Annotated in this window: 16 protein-coding genes and 2 pseudogenes; 13 read left to right on the top strand and 5 right to left on the bottom strand. The window is 35.0% G+C overall.

Features of this window, described 5'->3' with window-relative positions; translation table 11 throughout:
• Positions 1-54: 54 nt before the first annotated feature.
• From istA to ACW6NC_RS15545, 4 genes and pseudogenes are all read left to right on the top strand, one after another.
• Complete coding sequence (gene istA / locus ACW6NC_RS15560) at positions 55-1,539, top strand: IS21 family transposase (RefSeq protein WP_457867422.1); 1,485 nt, start codon at positions 55-57, stop codon at positions 1,537-1,539.
• A 290-nt stretch (positions 1,540-1,829) separates the two neighbouring features.
• A complete protein-coding gene (locus ACW6NC_RS15555; protein WP_457867420.1) occupies positions 1,830-2,372 on the top strand; it encodes an ATP-binding protein in 543 nt (180 codons plus the stop codon).
• 279 nt (positions 2,373-2,651) lie between these two features.
• Positions 2,652-2,732 (top strand): annotated as a pseudogene (locus ACW6NC_RS15550) (group II intron maturase-specific domain-containing protein); the annotation flags it as partial.
• Between the two features lie 66 nt (positions 2,733-2,798).
• Positions 2,799-2,951: a hypothetical protein gene (locus tag ACW6NC_RS15545; protein ID WP_457867443.1), complete on the top strand. Its 153-nt coding sequence runs from the start codon at positions 2,799-2,801 to the stop codon at positions 2,949-2,951.
• 218 nt (positions 2,952-3,169) lie between these two features.
• Here ACW6NC_RS15545 and ACW6NC_RS15540 read toward each other — a convergent pair whose 3' ends face one another.
• The 4 genes from ACW6NC_RS15540 to ACW6NC_RS15525 all read right to left on the bottom strand — a co-directional run bounded on the left by ACW6NC_RS15540 (position 3,170) and on the right by ACW6NC_RS15525 (position 6,780).
• A complete protein-coding gene (locus ACW6NC_RS15540; protein WP_457867419.1) occupies positions 3,170-3,607 on the bottom strand; it encodes a hotdog fold thioesterase in 438 nt (145 codons plus the stop codon).
• 149 nt (positions 3,608-3,756) lie between these two features.
• Positions 3,757-4,656: a dioxygenase family protein gene (locus ACW6NC_RS15535; protein WP_457867417.1), complete on the bottom strand. Its 900-nt coding sequence runs from the start codon at positions 4,654-4,656 to the stop codon at positions 3,757-3,759.
• A gap of 10 nt (positions 4,657-4,666) precedes the next feature.
• Positions 4,667-5,740 carry an LLM class flavin-dependent oxidoreductase gene (locus tag ACW6NC_RS15530; RefSeq protein ID WP_457867416.1) on the bottom strand — a complete coding sequence of 358 codons (1,074 nt, stop codon included), beginning with the start codon at positions 5,738-5,740 and terminating at the stop codon, positions 4,667-4,669.
• Between the two features lie 158 nt (positions 5,741-5,898).
• Positions 5,899-6,780: an SDR family oxidoreductase gene (locus ACW6NC_RS15525; protein ID WP_457867415.1), complete on the bottom strand. Its 882-nt coding sequence runs from the start codon at positions 6,778-6,780 to the stop codon at positions 5,899-5,901.
• A 130-nt stretch (positions 6,781-6,910) separates the two neighbouring features.
• On the opposite strand from ACW6NC_RS15525, the gene ACW6NC_RS15520 reads away from it, so the two are divergent.
• From ACW6NC_RS15520 to ACW6NC_RS15480, 9 genes are all read left to right on the top strand, one after another.
• A complete protein-coding gene (locus ACW6NC_RS15520) occupies positions 6,911-7,276 on the top strand; it encodes a winged helix-turn-helix transcriptional regulator (protein WP_457867414.1) in 366 nt (121 codons plus the stop codon).
• Positions 7,277-8,091: 815 nt separating this feature from the next.
• Complete coding sequence (locus ACW6NC_RS15515; RefSeq protein ID WP_457867413.1) at positions 8,092-8,331, top strand: hypothetical protein; 240 nt, start codon at positions 8,092-8,094, stop codon at positions 8,329-8,331.
• Positions 8,332-9,206: 875 nt separating this feature from the next.
• On the top strand, positions 9,207-9,731 hold the full coding sequence (locus ACW6NC_RS15510) for a BfmA/BtgA family mobilization protein (RefSeq protein WP_457867412.1): 525 nt from the start codon (positions 9,207-9,209) through the stop codon (positions 9,729-9,731).
• A complete protein-coding gene (gene mobB / locus ACW6NC_RS15505; RefSeq protein ID WP_457867411.1) occupies positions 9,732-10,757 on the top strand; it encodes a MobB family relaxase in 1,026 nt (341 codons plus the stop codon).
• 124 nt (positions 10,758-10,881) lie between these two features.
• Positions 10,882-11,562 carry a hypothetical protein gene (locus ACW6NC_RS15500; protein ID WP_457867409.1) on the top strand — a complete coding sequence of 227 codons (681 nt, stop codon included), beginning with the start codon at positions 10,882-10,884 and terminating at the stop codon, positions 11,560-11,562.
• Between the two features lie 243 nt (positions 11,563-11,805).
• On the top strand, positions 11,806-12,600 hold the full coding sequence (locus tag ACW6NC_RS15495) for a type IV toxin-antitoxin system AbiEi family antitoxin (RefSeq protein ID WP_457867408.1): 795 nt from the start codon (positions 11,806-11,808) through the stop codon (positions 12,598-12,600).
• Positions 12,597-13,385 carry a nucleotidyl transferase AbiEii/AbiGii toxin family protein gene (locus ACW6NC_RS15490; RefSeq protein WP_457867407.1) on the top strand — a complete coding sequence of 263 codons (789 nt, stop codon included), beginning with the start codon at positions 12,597-12,599 and terminating at the stop codon, positions 13,383-13,385. Before ACW6NC_RS15495 ends, ACW6NC_RS15490 begins: the two co-directional genes overlap by 4 nt.
• Positions 13,386-13,941: 556 nt before the next feature.
• The gene (locus ACW6NC_RS15485) at positions 13,942-16,101 is read left to right on the top strand and encodes a hypothetical protein (protein WP_457867406.1); all 2,160 of its coding nucleotides are present in this window, start codon (positions 13,942-13,944) and stop codon (positions 16,099-16,101) included.
• Positions 16,082-18,535 (top strand): P-loop NTPase, encoded by a 2,454-nt coding sequence (locus tag ACW6NC_RS15480; RefSeq protein ID WP_457867404.1) that lies wholly within the window; start codon positions 16,082-16,084, stop codon positions 18,533-18,535. Before ACW6NC_RS15485 ends, ACW6NC_RS15480 begins: the two co-directional genes overlap by 20 nt.
• Here the strand turns inward: ACW6NC_RS15480 and ACW6NC_RS15475 are convergent.
• Positions 18,532-18,969: pseudogene (locus ACW6NC_RS15475) on the bottom strand (integrase core domain-containing protein); the annotation flags it as partial. The gene ACW6NC_RS15480 and the pseudogene ACW6NC_RS15475 overlap by 4 nt on opposite strands.
• Between the last annotated feature and the right edge of the window lie 77 nt (positions 18,970-19,046).

Here is a 19,046-nt window from a genome sequence, read left to right as displayed (position 1 = left end):
TTTAACCCCGTTGGTTCCATTAGAACGGAGATTAAGAGACGACACGACCTAACGATGAAGCAGTTTAAGCCACGTACGTTTCCCGGCTATATTAAAGCAATGCAATCACAAAGGAGAGCGTATTCTTCTCACAATTCTGATTTAGCTGAAGGCAAAAGCCAACGATTGATAAGCAAAGAACTTGGAATCAGCAGAAAAACTGTAAAAAAGTACATTACTGAATTTGAAGCCCGATTACAGTCAGGCTCGCCTCCTCAAGAGGCCATTACGAAGTATTTGTCAAATCCGCCAGTCTACCATCGAGAGAAGCGTGAAAAATTAAAACTCACTGTAGAAGCACAGCAGGCTATCGATGAGCTGTTGGCAGCCAATGAAGAGAAAAGGCTGCAGAGACTTCGAAAGCAATTTCTTAAAAAATGTGATATTCACCTTCTGCTGCAAGAGCAAGGTATTGATATTGGCTACACTACCGTCTGCAATTACATTAAAGAAAAACAAGGGAAGACAGCGCCCAAAGAAGCCTATATACGCCAGGAGTATATTCCGGGAGCGGTCTGTGAATTTGACTGGGGAGAAATCAAGCTTTATATAGGCGGAAACCTACTTCGCTTTCAGCTGGCTGTTTTTACAGCCACTTACAGTAACTATCGTTTTTCTACTATTTATCAGCGTCAGGATACCCTGGCCTATATGGAATCCCACGTAAGTTTTTTCGAACACTTGCAAGGGGTCGTCTATAAGGAAATGGTCTATGATAATATGTGGGTAGCAGTATCCAAATTCATAGGACCCCACGAAAAAGAACCCACACGCGCCTTGTTGCAACTGCGTGGCCACTATCATTTTAGCCATCGTTTTTGCAATAGCTATCGCGGTAATGAAAAGGGTCATGTGGAACGCAGCGTCGAATATATCCGGGGTAAGAGCTTCGCAGTGAAATGCCTCTACACGGATGTGGAAGAGGCCACAGCCTGGCTTCATACTAAAATAGCAGCCCTGGATAATACCAGGGAAAAACTCACCGGAAAGACGGCCAATGAACTACTTGGTGAGGAAAGGGCCGCTCTGCTAGTGCTCCCCACTAGACTGCTCTGCTCAGACCAGTTTCAGCTTAGAGTAGATAAATACGCTACGGTAAGCTACATAACCAACCGGTACTCGGTACCCGATCATTTAGTAGGCGAATCTGTTCAGGTTAAAATTATGAGCAACGAGCTATGGTTTTACCATAACGATCACAAAGTGGTCCCTCACCACCGAAGTTATCACCTACACGAGTGGATTTTTAAAATCGATCACTACCTCGATACCTTTAAACGTATACCTGGAGCCCTGGCAGGGAGTATGGCCCTAGCAAGCTCCAGGTATTTAAAAGAGGTTTATGAAGCCCATTTTATGGGAGAGTCCCGTAACTTTATTGATCTACTGGATTATTGCCGGCAACATGCCATCACGAATGAAAAGCTAGAACAAGCAGTAAAGCAGCTGACCACGGAAAAAAATAAAAGCCCTCTTAGGAAACAAGCAGGATCATTTTGAACCCCTTAAATGGACCCAAACTACAGCGATGGCTAAATCACAACCTTAACAATTATCGAGATTAACAAATTAAGAACATTATGGATAAAACGATCAACGAGCGTATTGTGAGCTACAGTAAAGAATTATGACTTCCCATATTTAGAAGGGATTTTATGGTATTGGCAAAAGAGGCTGCCAGCAGCGCCTGGACTATGAAAACTTCCTTTTACAACTTATGGAACGGGAATATAAAGGACGCTTAGAGAACCGTAAGAAATCCCATATCCGACAAGCGAACTTCCTCAAAAATGTATTTAAATGATTTAAAGCGGGATCAATTACCGCCCAGCGCCATGGAAAAACTTCCTTTACTGGAACGTCTTGATTTTATAGAATCCGGACAGAATATAGTATTGGCCGGGAATTCTGGCACCGGTAAAACCAATATAGCCATAGGCCTTGGCCTGAAAGCCTGCCTGCAAGGTTATAAAGTATTATTTACCACAGTACATAAACTATTAACCCAAATACGGGAATCGCACTCCCAGCGCAACTTAAAAGTAACAGAGGCACGCTTTGAGAATTATGATCTGGTCATCTGTGATGAATTTGGCTACGTCTCCTTTGATAAGGAAGGATCCGAACTCCTGTTCAACCATCTCTCTTTACGAGCCGGACGTAAATCAACCATAATCACTACCAATCTCGGTTTTGAACGCTGGGAGGAGATTTTCGGTGACCCTGTACTAACAGCTGCCTTAGTAGATAGGCTAACCCATAAAGCACATCTTATAAATATGAACGGAGAATCTTACCGCTTAAAAGAAACCAAACAAATGATGAACAAATGAAAAACCGAAAAAATGATACCGTCTTAAGTTTAAATTCTCTAAATTTTGATAGTTAAATCAGAAAGAACAAAAGAGTGGAGTAAGGTTGCCAACTGTGAAGTTGGGACTGAAGGAAGCGGAACTACAAACCCTGGTACTGACGAACAGGAACCGGATATGAGGCTATAAGATTGGATGAGCAACCTATAAGAAAATGGGATACATTTAAGTCAAAACTTAAAATATTCCAAGAAGACAATTCCTGCAAGCTTTGAAGAGCGTATCCACAGAATCAACTTATTGCTCAGGGGCTGGATAAATTACTTTAAACCGGCATCTATTCAAGGAAAGCTTAAAAAGCTGGAAGAATGGCTAAGGAATCGTTTACGGTATTGCATCTGGCATCAATGGAAAAAGCCCGAGAGGAAGAGGAAAAACCTTATTCGCTTGGGAATTATTCCAGATCAAGCCTATGCCTGGAGTCGTACCCGAATGGGTGGCTGGGCGGTAGCTCAAAGTCCCATTTTGCGTACCACCATTACCATAAAACGTTTAAAAATGAAAGGCTATGTTAGTTTAATCGAATACTACAATCGATGAGTTTCATTATCGAACCGCCATATACGAGACCCGTACGTACGGTGGTGTGAGAGACGCATTCCGTCAATTAACGGAGGAGCCGTCTACTCGATTGGCAATTGGCTTTTTCTATTTTATTCAAAAAATATTTTACGTTTCTCAGTATTAAATGAATTTTATTAATAATTACAGAAGTCTTGTTAATACAATATTAGTTAGATTTTAATTTCAAGTCATTTTTACTTTTCTGTTAAATTATTTTTGGAAAAAAAATTATAAACACCTTTTCCTTCTGCAATTAGCTGGTCATTTTGGAAGGTTTTCATTTTCGTTACAAGTATTCTATTTCCAAACCTAACAATTTTACCTTCTACAATTATTGATGATGCTTCTGCTCCTTTCAGATAATCTACTCTTATATCAATTGTTGATAACTTGTCCTCAAAAGAGTTGAAGTGAGTTCCGCCCGCAATTCCTCCAACAGAATCCATTATTGTTGCAATAATTCCTCCGTGCCATCTGTTTCTCCTAAAATCTCCGACTACTTCATCTTTAAAGGGAACACTAACCCTAACAAATCCTTTTTCGAGAACTAATAACTTCAGTCCTAAAAATTTATGAATTGGAATATCTTGTTCAATTACTTGTTTAAAAAATTCAAGGTTTTGTTCTGTCATTTCTTTCTAATTTATATTTTTTCACATCGCTCCAAAATTCTACCTTCATTTAGTATTTATATAAGTTGTTGTTTCCCTTTTTTAATTTTAATTGTCCATAATTAGTTCAAAAAACAAGTATATGAGCAAAATAACAATAAATTTTCTTTTCAGGATTCTATAATAAAACTACGCTCACTAAAAGCTGGAATAGTTGGCTCACCTTCGAAAAAATATTTAATTTCATCACGCTGATCCATAAGGCCCAAACTGTAAAGTACAGGCACGTAGTGATCGGGCGTAGGTGCGGCTAATTTTCCTAACTTATGACTGTTTTGGTGATTAATGAGATTGGAAAAATTTCGGGAATCAATCTGTTGTTTGATCCAAGCATCGTATTCTGCCTCCCAGCCATAAGGAGTCGTATTGTTTGTACGCATTTTTTGCATTGCCAATGGCAAATTATGGATAAGTGCACCGCTACCAATTATTAACACCCCTTTGTTTCGCAATGATTTGAGTTGTTTTCCTAACTCATAATGATATTCGGGTTTGGCGTAATAGTCAATACTTAGCTGGAAAACTGGAATATTGGCATCTGGAAATAAGTGCATAAGCATTGGCCACGCACCGTGGTCTAATCCCCAATCGGTTGTTTCGGAAACGGAAGGAACAATTTTCTTTACTTCGCGAGCAATTTCGGGAGAACCTTTGGCACTGTAATACACTTTGTAGTATTCATCGGGAAAACCATAGTAGTCGTAAATCTGTTTTTGATCAGTAGAAACATTTACGAATGTGCCTTTAGTACACCAATGTGCTGATACAACCAGTGCCGCTTTTACTTCATATCTTTTTTGTAGATTAATTCCTAAATCATAAAGCTTTTGCCAAAATTCCCTGTCACTTCTTGAAACAGGAATATCCATAGGGTTTCCGTGAGAGGTAAACAGTATCGGCATTTTATTGCTTTGTGTGGGTAAAGCATCGGTAAATGCCTTTAGTTCATTTAATGTAGCCATACCTATTATTGTTGCTGATGTGTTTTTTATGAATTTTCTTCTTTCCATTTAACTGATTTTAAGGGCCATTATTCTTGTCATTTAAATAGTCCCGCTTCAATTTTTTTTTAACAAGCGGAATTACTTTTGTGGCATAAACCCTAATTGCCTCTTTAACTATATCGTGAGGCATAGTTGCCAAAGGCATCTGAATGATAAACCTGTCAATGTTCAAGTGTTTAATTAGCAGCATAATTTTGTCAGCGACTTCTTCGGGGTCACCTACAAATAATCCTTGTCCTGCTGAGCGAGCGTAATCAAAGTCGCCTCGGGTGTAAGGTGGAAAACCACGTTCTCCCAATAAGTGATTTCTGTAATACTGTATGTATGGAAAAAATGTGTCAGCTGTTTCTTTGCTGTTGTTAAGCACAAAACCGTGTGCTTGAACACTAAATTTTAAGTGCTCCGAATCGTGTCCACTTTCTTGTGCTACTGCGCGATACAATTTTGCGTAATTACTGAAATCAGCAATATTGCCACCCAACATAGCCAAAACCACTGGAAGTCTCAGTTTTGCTGCTTTTATGACGGTACGTCGTGAGCCGCCTAAGGCCATAGATATGTTCAAAGGCTTTTCGGTACGTGGATAAACGCCTAAGTGGTCAATCGGGCTTCTTGTCTTTCCGTTCCAGCTAACAAATTCGTTATCTCTTGCTTTAAGTAACAAATCAAGTCGTTCATCAAACAATAAATCGTATTGATTGAGGTCGAAACCAAACAGAGGAAATGATTCGGTAAATGCCCCACGCCCAACCAGCAATTCTACTCGTCCATTACTAATGGCATCAATTGTAGCAAAGTCTTGATACACACGAATAGGGTCGCTGGTAGATAAAACGGTAACAGCACTACCCAAAGTAATGTGATTTGTTTTTTCCGCAGCTGCAGCCAAGACGATGGCGGGCGATGAAACGGCAAATTCCTTACGATGATGCTCGCCTACGCCATAAAAGTCAATGCCTAACTCGTCCGATAAAAGAATGTCATCAACCACTTCTCGAATTCGCTCTGCATGTGAAATAGTTACACCCGTATGTGGGTCGGGCATAACATCTGCAAAGGTGGAAATGCCAAATTCAATTTTCTTTTTCATACATTACTAATTACTCAAATAAGGTAACTTACTTTTAAGCCTATAAAGTTTTCCAATCATTTCTTGAAAAGAATATCCATCAAATTTCTATTTTCTATTGTTGAGTCATACTAATAGGTTGAACTCAAACTACAATATGTTTACTGTGAGAAGAACTTTTATTTTTTAAATTTTGACAAAAGAAATTCTTTAACTGTAGTGGGTTTACGGCCGAGCAGTTGTGTTAAATCAGTAGTAAAAACATTCATAGTATCGGCTGCAAAAGCAACTGCAAATGCTGTAAACATACGTGCGTAATCCTCCGGAACTCCATGTTCCATTAAGGTTTGTTGATAAGCGTCCGGTTCGGGAGAAACATAATTGATTGCAACTCCGGCAATTTCAGAAATGTACTCAGCAATTTCCACAAACGACACCGGTTGTTCGATACCGATGTTGTATGTTTTATTTTCGTGACCGCCCGTAGTTAAAACATTAGCAAGTGCCTCAGCAACTTCGTTACGCAGTACAAAATTTATTTTTCCATCACCTGCCGGAACAAAAATGGTTTTGGTTTCCAATACCTGTTCACCCACATAATCCATCAACATATCCATATAAAAACCGTTTGCAAAAATGGTATAAGTAATGCCGGATTCTTTAAGGTATTTTTCTGTTTTCACATGATCTTCGGCTATAAACCAAAGCGGAGATGTGGGGTCTTCATGGGTTCTCATAAAACCGGTATAGATGATATGCTTCACACCATTTTCTTTTGCTGCTTTAATTGCATTGATGTGCTGAACCGCTCTGCTTTTGGTCATTTCGCTTGAAGAAATTAAAAGCATCGTTTCTATACCTTGCATTGCAGTGCGTAAGGAATCAAAATCATCATAGTTGCCTATTTTGACATCTATACCTTTAGATTTTAATTCTGCTGCCTTAGCTTCATCTCTAGCCAATGCTGAAATTTGATTTGCTGCAATTCCTTTTTGTAAGAGAAAGTTAATAGTTGACTTTCCTAACTGTCCTGTTGCTCCTGTAATAAACATTTTACTCATAATTCATTTTATTTTTTTAATGATTTATTTCGTTAACGATATAAAGATACTTAATTTGCTATACATTAGTAACTACCATACCAGAGTATATCACTATACTTTAGTATAGTATAAGCAAATACAATATAAAATGAGCAGAATATCACAGTTAGAAAGGGTAAAGAAGTGTTCAGGGGAGTTTGTATTAGCCATAAATGACACCATGAATGTGTTGAACGGAAAATGGAAATTGCCGATAATAGGTTCTTTGCTCTTTGGTAAAAAACGCTTCAAGGAATTGGAAAGGGAAATTCCTAAGATTACGCCCCGTATGCTTTCCAAAGAGTTGAAAGACCTGGAAGTCAATGGGATTGTAATCCGCACGGTTTACGACACCATTCCTGTTAAGGTAGAGTATGAACTGACAAAATCGGGAAACCACCTCAATACGGTTTTGGATGCTATGATAGAATGGGGCTTGCAACACCGAAAAATGGTTTTCGGAAAAAAGGAGTAAGTTGCGAAAGCTGTCAGGGTTTAACAAAGCGTTGGGCTTTTTTAATTTTTTTCAGTGTCGGCAGATCGGGTCGGGTGTTTGTCAGTCAGAGGTCGGTCGGTTGGATTTTACGGGGTCGTCCTGCTTTTTCTTTTCAATAGCCTCTTTTTTTAATCGTTTTTCATTTTCAACTTTCCATTTTCGTTCCTCCTTGGACTTCCTTTCTAAATATTCGATGATTAAAGGTAATTTTTCAGCAAGTGTATTATTAGCAGTTTCCTGCCATTCTTTTTTACGAGAATATTCTCCTGTAATGAGACTTAAAAGTCATAGACACTAATTTGCTTGATCTATAACCAGACTTTTCAATATCATAAACTCTCTTTGATCGCTCACGCATCCGGATGGTAATTTCAATCCCCTCAATCACTATGTAGGCCCGCTCATAACAGAATAAAAAATAATAGCCTCTTGCTTTCATCACCTTAATAAAAGTATCTAAAAAACAAAGAGCTCTCTTATATGGCTTTTTTGAGGCACTAACCCAAATTCTTCCGTAATCATACCTTTTGCTGTAATCTCTAATATTATTCACAATTGGGTGTTTCCTCGGATTATCAGAAAACATTTCCTGGATAATTGGATCAGGATTTTTTGGTAATCGTTTGGGAACTTCTAAATCGTATGACTTGGAATCAGGATCTATAGTTTTAAGTTTTATGGCTGTTTTAGTTTTTTTGAATTTCCTTTGGTCCTTACTACCAAGTGAATTTTTCCGGCATTATAAGAGGTTTTAGGAAGTGCTAGACGGTTTCCACTAACAAAATCTTCTTCACTTGGTATCAATAGCAATGAGTGTAAAACCCGTTCAGCCCATTCCCACTACATTTCGCAAAAGCTTCATTTCGGGAAAAGCGCTTCTCTCAAAAGATCTTGGACACCATCGAATAAATTTCGACTTCCATTCCGCTAACCCGATGAAAAAATCGGAGCGCTTCACTCCAGCTCGAAATTTATTCAATGAAGTCCGCCTGATTGAATTTCAAACCGTAGGTTTTATTTCCGAAGAAAAATAGTGGTATTTCTCAATCCTTAATTAAACGTCGTCCTAACAGCCATTCCCTTTTGTGACGCATAAAAACAACATCCTTTCCTGGACAGCGGCATAAAGCCGTTCCGGCTTCGCCTACTCTTTTTATACGCTTTACCAAGCCAGGATGTTGTAAAATAAAAGCATCAAAAAAGGTAATGTGACGGCTCTATAGGAAGTAAATCAGCAAGGAAGAGGAAGTATCAATCCAAAACCTAAAAAGACCGTTCTAGTCTGTGGTTAAAAACCAAAAAAAGGAAAATGCTCTGGATATAATAAGTAAATCATTTAAAAATTAGGTCAATGAGTGAGTTAGGTAAAAGAATGGAATAGGATTTTTCAATTTAAGTGTGGAAATTTTGAGTGCTTTTTTGGGATCTAAAATCGAAAATCTGCCGTCGTATTTTTTTCATTTTAAAAAAATTGAGGGTTTTTATATCAAATCAAACTAATAGATACCAGATTAAATGAATAATAAATTTTATTTGAATTGTTATAATTAGTATCTTAAAGTGGTGATCTTCTGTTGATTCCTAAACCTGAGATCACACTGATTTGACTTTCACTAAATAGGTATACCCATAAAAAATTTTAAAGGGTTTTTTAATTCCCTTAAAGAAATGCAGTTGGTGCAAACCAACTTGTATGAAATTTCGTCCCGCCTGCGGGACGAAATCGAATAGCAAGAGGGTAACACGTTTCACGGTGTTATTCGATTTCGATTTTAGTAAAAGCCTGATTTTACAGGGCTTTTTAAAATTGAAACTTTAAAAAATATCCACCCTTCTGGATATACCCCACTGGAAGGCTCTGTAAAATCAATGATGGCTGTAGCCAGCAAGTATTAAAATAGTATCCATTATGTCAAAATCAAGGCTGCAATTAAAAGCAAATACAGCAAAGAGGTTCCGGGAGTTTTCTAAAAAGAACAATAGTAACCAATCCGAAACTTTAGACCTGATTCTGGACTTTTTTGAGAAAAATAACCTCTCCCCTTTTGAGACCTTAGTGCCTTCAAAAGTAAGCCTGGAACAGCTTATTAAAAAAAGAATTGATGCCGTAATTGCCATTCTCAAAAATATTGAAAAGACCCAGACCAAACCAGGTTTGTTAATGCTTGAATTACTATTGGAAGGGCGTTCGGTTCCAAAAGTGGAAGTTGGCAAAAAGGAAAAAAATTCCACCTCCAAAGAAAAAAGCCTGGAACAATTGAAATTAGAAATCACTCGACTTCAGGATTTAGTAGAAGCAACAAATAAAGATTTGGAGTACCTACTACGAAATGTGGAAATAAAGGGTAACACCTTTGGGGCGGATTATCTAAAGTTAAATATCCCTCGGTCAGAGTTAGAACGAATTAAAATAGCTATAAAACATAAGACCTAAATGTATATCACCATCTCTCCTCAAAAATTAGGTGCCGCCTTTTCACAAAGTGCAGGAGATTTTGTGACATATCTGGAAAAAGAAAATCAGGGAAAAAGCCCGTCGGAAAAGGAATATTTTTTTAATCAATATGAGGATAAAATACGCCCGTATGAGGTAATTAAAAAGATCGATGGGAATACAGCGAAGTTAAAACTCAAAGAACCCAAATATTATTCTATCACCATAAACCCCAGCCAGTACGAATTAAAACATATTCATAATAATCCTGAAAAACTCCGGGCTTTTGTCCGTAAAGCTATGAAGGAATATGCCACTTCTTTTAACCGGGAGATCCAAGGGAGGCCCATCAATGTTGATGACATTAAATACTTCGCCAAAATTGAACATGAGCGATCCTATAAAAGTTATGATGTAGCTATTCGGGAAAATAAACCCTACAGTAAGCAGATTGCCAAATTGCGAAATGAACTTGGAAAGGTAGAACGTGGCGAAATACCCGGAAACACCCGGCAACTTAAAAATGAAATTCAAAAGCTGGTCCGAGATGCTCCCTATAAGATTCGAGGACAGGTAGTGGAACCAGGAATGAAAAAAGAAGGACTGCAAAGCCATATCCATATCATTGTAAGCCGAAAAGATGCTTCAAATACCTACAGCCTTTCCCCGGGCAGCAAATACAAAGCTTCAGAAGTGAAGATGCATGGCAAAATCGTAAAGCGGGGTTTTGAGCGAGATCGGTTTTTTCAGAATTCTGAAAGAGCTTTTGACAAGATGTTCCAGTACAACCGGAATTACGTGGAAAGCTATTCCGCCAGAAAAATGCTAAGTAAGGATCCAAAACAATATTTTCTGTCCTTAAGAAACCTGGGGATCAATGAGAAAAAGATCGCTTTTAAAATGATCCGACAAACCGGGCTGCAGCTGCCTGTATTACACCTGCCCCAGAATAAAGTGGGTTTCGCTTACAAACAACTAAAGAAAATCATCGAAACCGGAATTAAAGCAAGTTCTATCAGTTATTAAAATCATCCGTTATGCCTTTAAACATCTATTTTATCTTATTTTTTTCGGAACAAGATTCGGAATTGAATTATCAGAATACACCCTGGAAAAGCAAAGCAATTTACAAACCTGAAAATCCAAGAAAATGAGGGAGGTTAACTACATACGCCATCTCAATGGAGCCTTGCGAAAATTCTCAGATGACAACAAGATCTCTTCCTCTCACCGCAGCTTATACCTGGCCTTTTTTGAAATATGGAATCAGAAACGCTTTCCAAAGACGATCATGGTTAACAGTAAACAGGTGATGGCTCTGGCCAAAATACGTTCCAGGACTACCTACCATAAATTACTACGGGATCTAAAAAACTGGGGTTACCTTCAATACCACCCCTCCCATAATCCGCAAATCGGTTCACTCGTTGAGATGTTCAGATTTGATGCGCGATCTGTTCAAAAAATGAATAAGAGGTATCCAGTTTCTGAACAGTCATCTGTTCAAAAAATGGTCTCTTTTAATAAAGATCATAGTAAACATATAATAAACTCTTATAAACAAATAGGTCCAAAAAATGAACAAGTAGTTATTGAATATTTCAAAAAAGAAAATAGGAGTCCGCTGGAAGCTAAAAAATTTTATAATTTTTACGAATCCATAGGTTGGAAATTAAATGGTAAAAATCCGATCACAAACTGGCAGGCTTGTGCGCAAAATTGGATGATAAAGGCCGACGAAATAAAACATAATCAAATGGTGAAGCAACCAGGCCAGCATCGGGACAACTTGTATACTGGTAAGAATAAGAACTATGGGGAGCCATTGTGAGAACAAGCCCCAAACCCTTCCTTAAAAATCATTTAACAGGCTAGAAAAAACACCAGAATTTCTACCTGTAGCTGTATTTAGGTACTCCCACCAACAAAACGATCCATCGCAAATAACAAGATATGGCCGATAATATTTAATTATACGACGGAATTTTTATTCTGCAAGATCCTAATTAAGTTTTTTAGTAATTTTTCGAGAAATAAGGCAAAAATCACTATATTTCTCGAAAATTTACTAAAGTTGAGTTTAAGTGATTTTATAAAAGAGAGATTGTCTTTTGAAGAGTACGCTTTTACCTGGGATGAATTAGTTCAAGGATCCTCAGGTAAATCGGAATCTTTGATACGTAATGATCTCTATTATGCCGTGGGTAATGGTGATGTGGTTTCCCTCCGGCATAAATTCTATCTAATTATTCCGCCCAGGTATTCTCATTCCGGCAAACTACCAATTGAACTATACATAGATAAACTATTTAGTTTTTTAAATAGAAACTATTATTTAGGGCTGTATTCTGCAGCAAGGTATTATGGAGCGAGCCACCAACAAATACAAAAAGAGTATATACTTCACGATAAATCTCCATTACTCTCCGTTTCAAAAGGGGCTATTAAACTTGACTTTTTTACCGTTTCTAACTGGCCAGAAAAAAATATCTTAAATCGAAAAGGGGATGCTGGGATGTTTAAAATATCCAGTCCAGCTTTAACAGCAGTCGATTTACTACACCATCAATCCAAAATTGGAGGGTTGAACAGAACACTTTCCATTTTAGTAGAGTTAATTGAAGAAGTAGAAATCTCTGACGTAAAAGACCTACTCTCTTGGTATTCCCAAAGAAGCGTATTGCAACGTTTTGGTTTTTTGCTAAATGAATATAATTCCAATTCTGAAACTGCCGAATTAATTTACAATCATTTAAATCTTCATAAGTTCTATCCTGTTCTTCTAAGTCCTAAATCAAATCAAAAAGCAGGTGCGGTTAACAATCGCTGGAAAGTTGATGTAAATATTAAAATGGAAAGTGATTTATGATACCAAGACCAGATATAGCAAAATGGCAGGTTAATGCTCCCTGGAAAGAATTTATGCAAGTTGAACAAGATTTAGTGATCAGCAGAACTTTAGTAGAATTGTTTTCTGATGACTTTTTAAATGAGAATTTGGCATTTAGAGGGGGTACAGCACTTCATAAATTGTATTTGAATCCTGCTCCACGTTATTCAGAAGATATTGACCTGGTGCAAATAAAACCGGGACCAATTAAACCAATTATGAAACGGATAGGTGAAGTCGTTACTTTCTTTGAAGAAGAAAGGCGTACTCAAGTTAAAGGACACGGAGCAAAAGCACTATATCGATTCAATTCAGAATATGAGAATATCAGACTAAGGCTAAAGTTAGAAATAAACTGTAAAGAACATTTTAATGTCTTGCCCTGGGTTGAATATCCTTTTGAAGTGAAAAGCAACTGGTTTGAAGGAAAAGCGAATATTCGTACTTATAATATCAACGAATTATTGGGAACAAAATTAAGAGCTTTATATCAACGCAGTAAAGGTAGAGATCTCTTCGATTTGGACTATTCTAGACGAAATATGGATCTAGACATTGGCCTGATTTTAAAGTCTTTTAAGACTTATACGGATTTTTCTGTAGGTCGATCACCAAGTGCTAAAGAATTTTTATTAAATATAGAAGAGAAGGAAAAAGATTCTGACTTTATAGGTGATATGGAAGCTTTGTTAAGATCAGAAATTGAATATGATCAGGAAAAAGCATTTGACTGGTTGAAGGAAGAAATAATTGAGCGAATTTAAGGGCACTATATGGCAAACAGTAAGCACGCCCATTAACGGTATAATATTCTAGATTATTGTTTTAGAAAATTGGCGTTAAATAAGAAAAAGCTTCTTTCTTATTTAAACCAAAAACTTGAAGAAACTTATGATGGAGAGCAAATTCAATTACGCCAACTTGATTCTGATTTAGATGGATTCCGCCGCTCGCTGAAGCCTTAATAAAATTTCAAGATGAAGAAGCTCAGGAAAATGATATATCTAAGATCTTATTTTATGATCATAATGAAGAATACAAAGGAATAAAATATCTCAATCCATTATATCTAACTATTAAGAATAAGCAACCACTCCAAAGGACCTATAAAGGGTTTAATGATGAATCGTCATATACTTTTGAATTTCATCCTCATATTCTAAAACAATATAATAGACGTTGGTTGTTTACGGTTTCAATAAGTCGAGAGAAATTAAGGAGTGGAGTATTCCCTTAGATGAGCGACTTATCGATTTTAAAATGCTGCAAAATTGTGATTGTTAACATTTTTTATCTTTATGAAAAAGAAATTATTAAGGTATGCCTAATGTGAATATAGTCAGTGAACTAAAAAGACTTTTCGATTTAGCGAAACAAGTAGATGAATTTGAATTCATAAATATCCTTATTGGTTATAATGGAATGGGTGACCAAAGATTTCTTTCGCATTTCTACGAGAGTGAAAGGTTAATAAAGGAGATTGAAAACCTTATAAACAATACATCTGATAAACATACAAAAACTCGTTTGGGTCTTTTATTATATGGACATATATACGAGATGGATGAGCTCTATAATATACTTGGCAATTTGTTAAGGGTCGCTACTGCCCAGGGCTTAAGATATATTCCTAATTTATATAATAGATATGATCAAGAAGATATAACTCCGACTGAAAAAATTAATCGTTTATTAGACCACGGGGTTCAATGCCGATTTGATGATTTTATAAAAGAATTACAATCTTTATATTATAATAGAATTCGTAACGCATTTGCTCATTCATCGTATACTCTAATTGAAAATGAATTCATAATAATTAAAGGTAAAGAAGTTGAAATTGACGGAGTAGCTAAAAAATCCGTTGACTTAGATGAATTTTTACTTCCATTAATAGATGAATCACTGTTATTTATTAATGAGTTTTTCTCCTTACTTAAGGAGCATAAAATGTCATATAAATCGAATAAGGTAATTCAAGGTAATTTATCAAGCATTGAACCTATAATGATTTTAGGAAATCCTGAAGATGGATTAATTGGTTTTGAAAGTTTTTCAGGAAGTTCTATAAAGATTAAAAATGCTTATGGTACCGACCGATTTATCGAGGCAATGAATATTCGTTTAACAAATACAAGTGATGCAAATAAAGCATTACTCGATGAAATAGAATCCTATAATGAAAAAAAACGACCATCTGGAATAAACTTCGAAGATTTAAAGAGTAGGGTTCTGGCTACAGGAGAAAAACAACTTATAAGAAACTTATCTGTTGTGGTATATAACTATGCCAATGATACCTTTAAGGCTGGAGAAGCAAAACCTTTAGCTCAAAAAGAATATATTATGAAGGCAGCGTTGTCTTATTATGATATTGCAATTTCTTTAGACTCAACTTACGGAAGACCTTACCTTAATAGAGCATTATCAAAATTAAAATTAGCCAATTTTAATGGAACAATAAACAATCAACTAAGAAGGCAATTATTAGAAGATTTAAAAGAAGCTTTAAAATATGAACCTACAATGTTTGAAGTTTTTAGTAATTCAGGGATGCTTCAAATGGAAATAGCATTTAAAGAAGAAAAGATTGATAAAAAAGAGGTTGAACTTCATAATGCTATTGAAAGTTTCAATAAAGGAATTGAGTTTTATCCAAATGACGATATTGTTTACGAAAGACTAGCTACTACTTATTGGGAACTTGCTAATATTAGTGACAGTAACAATGAAAAATATTTTGAGAATTCAATTAAGCATATTGAAATAGCAATACAAAAAAACGATAAGCTGTCTTATAACTTATTACTAGCCTCCATTCTGGGTAAATATGGAGATTTTGATGAAGAAAACTTCCAAATACATTACGATAAGGCTATAGGAATCTTAAAAAAATTAGAAGACAAATATGGTGTTAGTACTGAAATAAAGTATCGTTTGGGTAATAAGTATATGTCATTATCAATGCATATGGAAAGTCTTGAATATTGTGAAAAAGCGTTTATTGAATATGCTGAAGCGAAAAAAATAAATGATTCCGATGTTAAAGTATTGAACAATTTAGGTTTTTGTTTATTGCACAAATCTCGTTTACTCAAGGAAGAAAAAGCAGAGAAGGCTTTAGATAATTCTATCCTAATTTTAGAAGACACAATAAAAATAGACAAAGAACATTTTAATGCATATTTTAATCTTGGCATCGCATATATAGAAAAATATAAGACGTCTTCTGAAACCAATAAACTATTTTTAGAAAAGGCAATAAATTATTTAGAGATTGGTGAAACACTAGAAAAAGGAAGTTGTTCTATTCAAATTTCAAGAGCGTATTCCCTTATAGGAGACGCTAAGAATTCATTGTTATGGTTAAAAAAGGGCCTAGATACAGATGATACTATAGAGAAGGATGATATTATAATTAATGAAGATTTTGAGAATATTAAAGATGATAAATCTTTGAATGAAATTTTTAAGAATTAAAAAAATGTCAAAATCTAAAAGAAAAAGACAAATATTAAAAAGGCAAAGGCCTGTTGTCAATAATACTTACTCTATAGATGAGGATTTGAATGTATCGCTCAATAACTTAGCAATTAAGAGAACTGGAGGTGCTATAAATTTTCGAGGAGTAGGGTTTCAATTACTCTATTCTTGTTTTACTCTTTTAAATGAATTGGATAGTTCAAATCCTTCAAAATTTATACGTTTAGAAGGTATCGAAGACCTGGATATTATTGAGATAGATAACAATCAATACATTCAACTTAAATCTTCAATTAATAAAATAGACGCAGGTAGTTTCTGGAAAATGGGAGTTTTACAAAACTTCTTAGAAGCATTCAAAATTAACCCCAATTGTAGCTTAAAACTTGTCTACAACTTTAGGTTAACTAAAGGGAATTTTAATGACTTAGTAATTAAAAAAATAACAGATAAAACTGTTACTTTTTGGAAACAGAAATTTGAAGATTCGCCAATAGACATTTCTGATATAGATTTTGACTATTTTATTAGAAATATCCATTTTATAAAAGTTTCAGAACATTATTTAATAGAAGGTTGTAGTAAATACTTGTTTGAAAAATTCAACATCAACTTAGGTACAGAAAATCAATATTTAAAAGCTCTGTTTTATAGTTCATTTAATTGCTCAAAAGAACGTACATCGATAACGTATTTAGATTTAAAAAGAATATTTCAATCAGTAACAGATTCTTTTTCAAAAAGCCCTACCAATCCTGCAGTTGAAAATAATTGGATACAAAAAATCGATTTTAATAGTAATGATAACTCAAGCGTGAGGGATGATTATTACGAAGGAAAAGCAGCAAAACCAATTCATATCGTTCAAAATTTACCAGTAAAAAGAGATGAGTGGCATAACCAAATTTTAAAGGCTATAGATAAGTGTAGTGTAATAGTAATTAAATCTTCAAGCGGTCAAGGAAAATCTACGTTAGTTTGGCAAACAAGTTTTGACTTAAAACAAAAAGGTTACTCTGTTTACGAATTAAAATATTGCAATGAAAATAGCAATATTGCTGGCTTATTTGATTTTTTAAAATCTCGAGTACAAATTGGAGAATTGCCAATTATTGTTATTGATGGACTGAATAATATCTTATCAAGATATTACGAACTAATAGATATCACACATAATTTACCAGTTAAGTTTTTAATAACTACTCGTCAAGTAGATTGGTATCGATATGGATTAGATTTATCTAAAACAAGTGTCAAAATTATAGATATAAGTTTATCTATAAACGAGGCCGAGAAAATATTTTTAGAACTAAAAAATAGAGATAAAATACATTTAGAGATTTCAAACTGGCAATCTGTATGGGAAAAAATTGAGCCAAAAGGATTATTAATTGAGTATGTATATCTATTAACCAAGGGAGAGATGATATCTAATCGATTGAACACGCAGATTAAAGAATTAAACTCTGAGAATGATGCTAATTCAAAGATAGAAATCCTTCGTCTTATTTCTATTGCTGATGTTTTAAATTTAAAAGTTAAATCAATAAGACTTATAAATCATATTCAAGAAAATATTGGATTTACAACAGATAGAGGAGAGACTTTAAAACAATTAGAAAAAGAATTCTACTTAAGATTTGATGAAGAGTTTATTGAAGGACTCCATCCTGTAAGGTCACAACATTTAGTAGATATCCTAAACAATTTCGCACCTATTACAGAAACTTTATTATCTCTATATAAGATAATCACAGAGGATTTTATTTATGATTACTTTATTGCAATCTCCCCACTTGTAAAAAGTGAATTAAAAGATACATTTTATGATGATTTAGCTAAGCTTGTTTCAAAACAAAAATTTTCTGAAATGGTTTATGCAATTGACGGTTTAATGCATAGTGAACCATTACAATATTGGACAGAAAACAAAGCAGTTTTTGACGAAGTTTTCAATCACGGAGGAATTGAACTATTTATTACAGAAACATTACCATTCACTAAACTGGACACAATTAAAAACCTAAATGGATCTCTAGGAAAGAAATTTCCAGGTTTAAATTTTTTTTCACAGAAGTCTGGAGAACTAACTCCGTATGATATAAAAGAATCTGATATATTAAAATTCACTAATTATTTATCAAATCATATTGACACTTATTCGAATAAGATTGAGAGTTATCAAGGTTTAGGTTTTCTCATTAAATGGTTTAAACAACTATCAGTTTCTATACCGTTAAATATTGAGTTGAATGAAAATGAATTGTTAGAAATTCTAAAGAAAGAAAATATAGATGAAGCTTCTGAACTTTTCAGCTATTACAATATCTCAAATCCAAAAAAGTATTTAAAGTTCATCAAAACAAATAAAAAATTAATTATTGGCATATTAAAAAGGCAAACCAATTCCCTATCTGTAAGCTTCCCCTAATTAGAACTGCTTGATGGTATAAAATTATTGTTTTTAGTTTGATTTGTGGTTTCTAAGAGAGTATTAATTTTTGCATATTCTATAGGTGCCATTTTTCCTAAAGCATCATGGGGTCTTTGATGATTGTAATCATCCATCCAGATTTGTGTTTGTTCCCGTACCTGATCTAAGTCTTCAAAAATATATTTATTTAAAACTCCTCTTCTATAACTTCCGTTGAATCGTTCAATAAAAGCATTCTGGGTAGGTTTTCCTGGTTGGATATACTGGAAGTCTATTCCATGCATCTGACTCCACTCTGAAGCTATTTTAGCAATAAACTCTGGACCATTATCCATTCTTATCTTCTGAGGTTTGGTTCTTCGGTTAATTAAATGGTTTAATACCCAAATTACCCTATTGCTGGGCAAGGAAAAATCAACTTCTATATGAAGTGGCTATTTCGGAGTGATGGTGCCACCTGTTTCGGTCAAACAGTGCCACTTTGAAAGATACTGCAATTATATAAAAA

The organism is Salegentibacter profundi, from assembly GCF_054121475.1.
This window is presented reverse-complemented; position numbering and strand designations above follow the sequence as displayed.

What these genes read in the sequence shown, in the direction of transcription:
- ACW6NC_RS15540 (WP_457867419.1), bottom strand. Translation starts at nt 3,607, where the DNA reads ATGACAGAACAAAACCTTGAATTTTTTAAACAAGTAATTGAACAAGAT.
- ACW6NC_RS15520 (WP_457867414.1), top strand. Translation starts at nt 6,911, where the DNA reads ATGAGCAGAATATCACAGTTAGAAAGGGTAAAGAAGTGTTCAGGGGAG.
- istA (WP_457867422.1), top strand. Translation starts at nt 55, where the DNA reads ATGAAGCAGTTTAAGCCACGTACGTTTCCCGGCTATATTAAAGCAATG.
- ACW6NC_RS15485 (WP_457867406.1), top strand. Translation starts at nt 13,942, where the DNA reads ATGCCTAATGTGAATATAGTCAGTGAACTAAAAAGACTTTTCGATTTA.
- mobB (WP_457867411.1), top strand. Translation starts at nt 9,732, where the DNA reads ATGTATATCACCATCTCTCCTCAAAAATTAGGTGCCGCCTTTTCACAA.
- ACW6NC_RS15535 (WP_457867417.1), bottom strand. Translation starts at nt 4,656, where the DNA reads ATGGAAAGAAGAAAATTCATAAAAAACACATCAGCAACAATAATAGGT.
- ACW6NC_RS15530 (WP_457867416.1), bottom strand. Translation starts at nt 5,740, where the DNA reads ATGAAAAAGAAAATTGAATTTGGCATTTCCACCTTTGCAGATGTTATG.
- ACW6NC_RS15500 (WP_457867409.1), top strand. Translation starts at nt 10,882, where the DNA reads ATGAGGGAGGTTAACTACATACGCCATCTCAATGGAGCCTTGCGAAAA.
- ACW6NC_RS15480 (WP_457867404.1), top strand. Translation starts at nt 16,082, where the DNA reads ATGAAATTTTTAAGAATTAAAAAAATGTCAAAATCTAAAAGAAAAAGA.
- ACW6NC_RS15555 (WP_457867420.1), top strand. Translation starts at nt 1,830, where the DNA reads ATGTATTTAAATGATTTAAAGCGGGATCAATTACCGCCCAGCGCCATG.
- ACW6NC_RS15525 (WP_457867415.1), bottom strand. Translation starts at nt 6,780, where the DNA reads ATGAGTAAAATGTTTATTACAGGAGCAACAGGACAGTTAGGAAAGTCA.
- ACW6NC_RS15510 (WP_457867412.1), top strand. Translation starts at nt 9,207, where the DNA reads ATGTCAAAATCAAGGCTGCAATTAAAAGCAAATACAGCAAAGAGGTTC.
- ACW6NC_RS15490 (WP_457867407.1), top strand. Translation starts at nt 12,597, where the DNA reads ATGATACCAAGACCAGATATAGCAAAATGGCAGGTTAATGCTCCCTGG.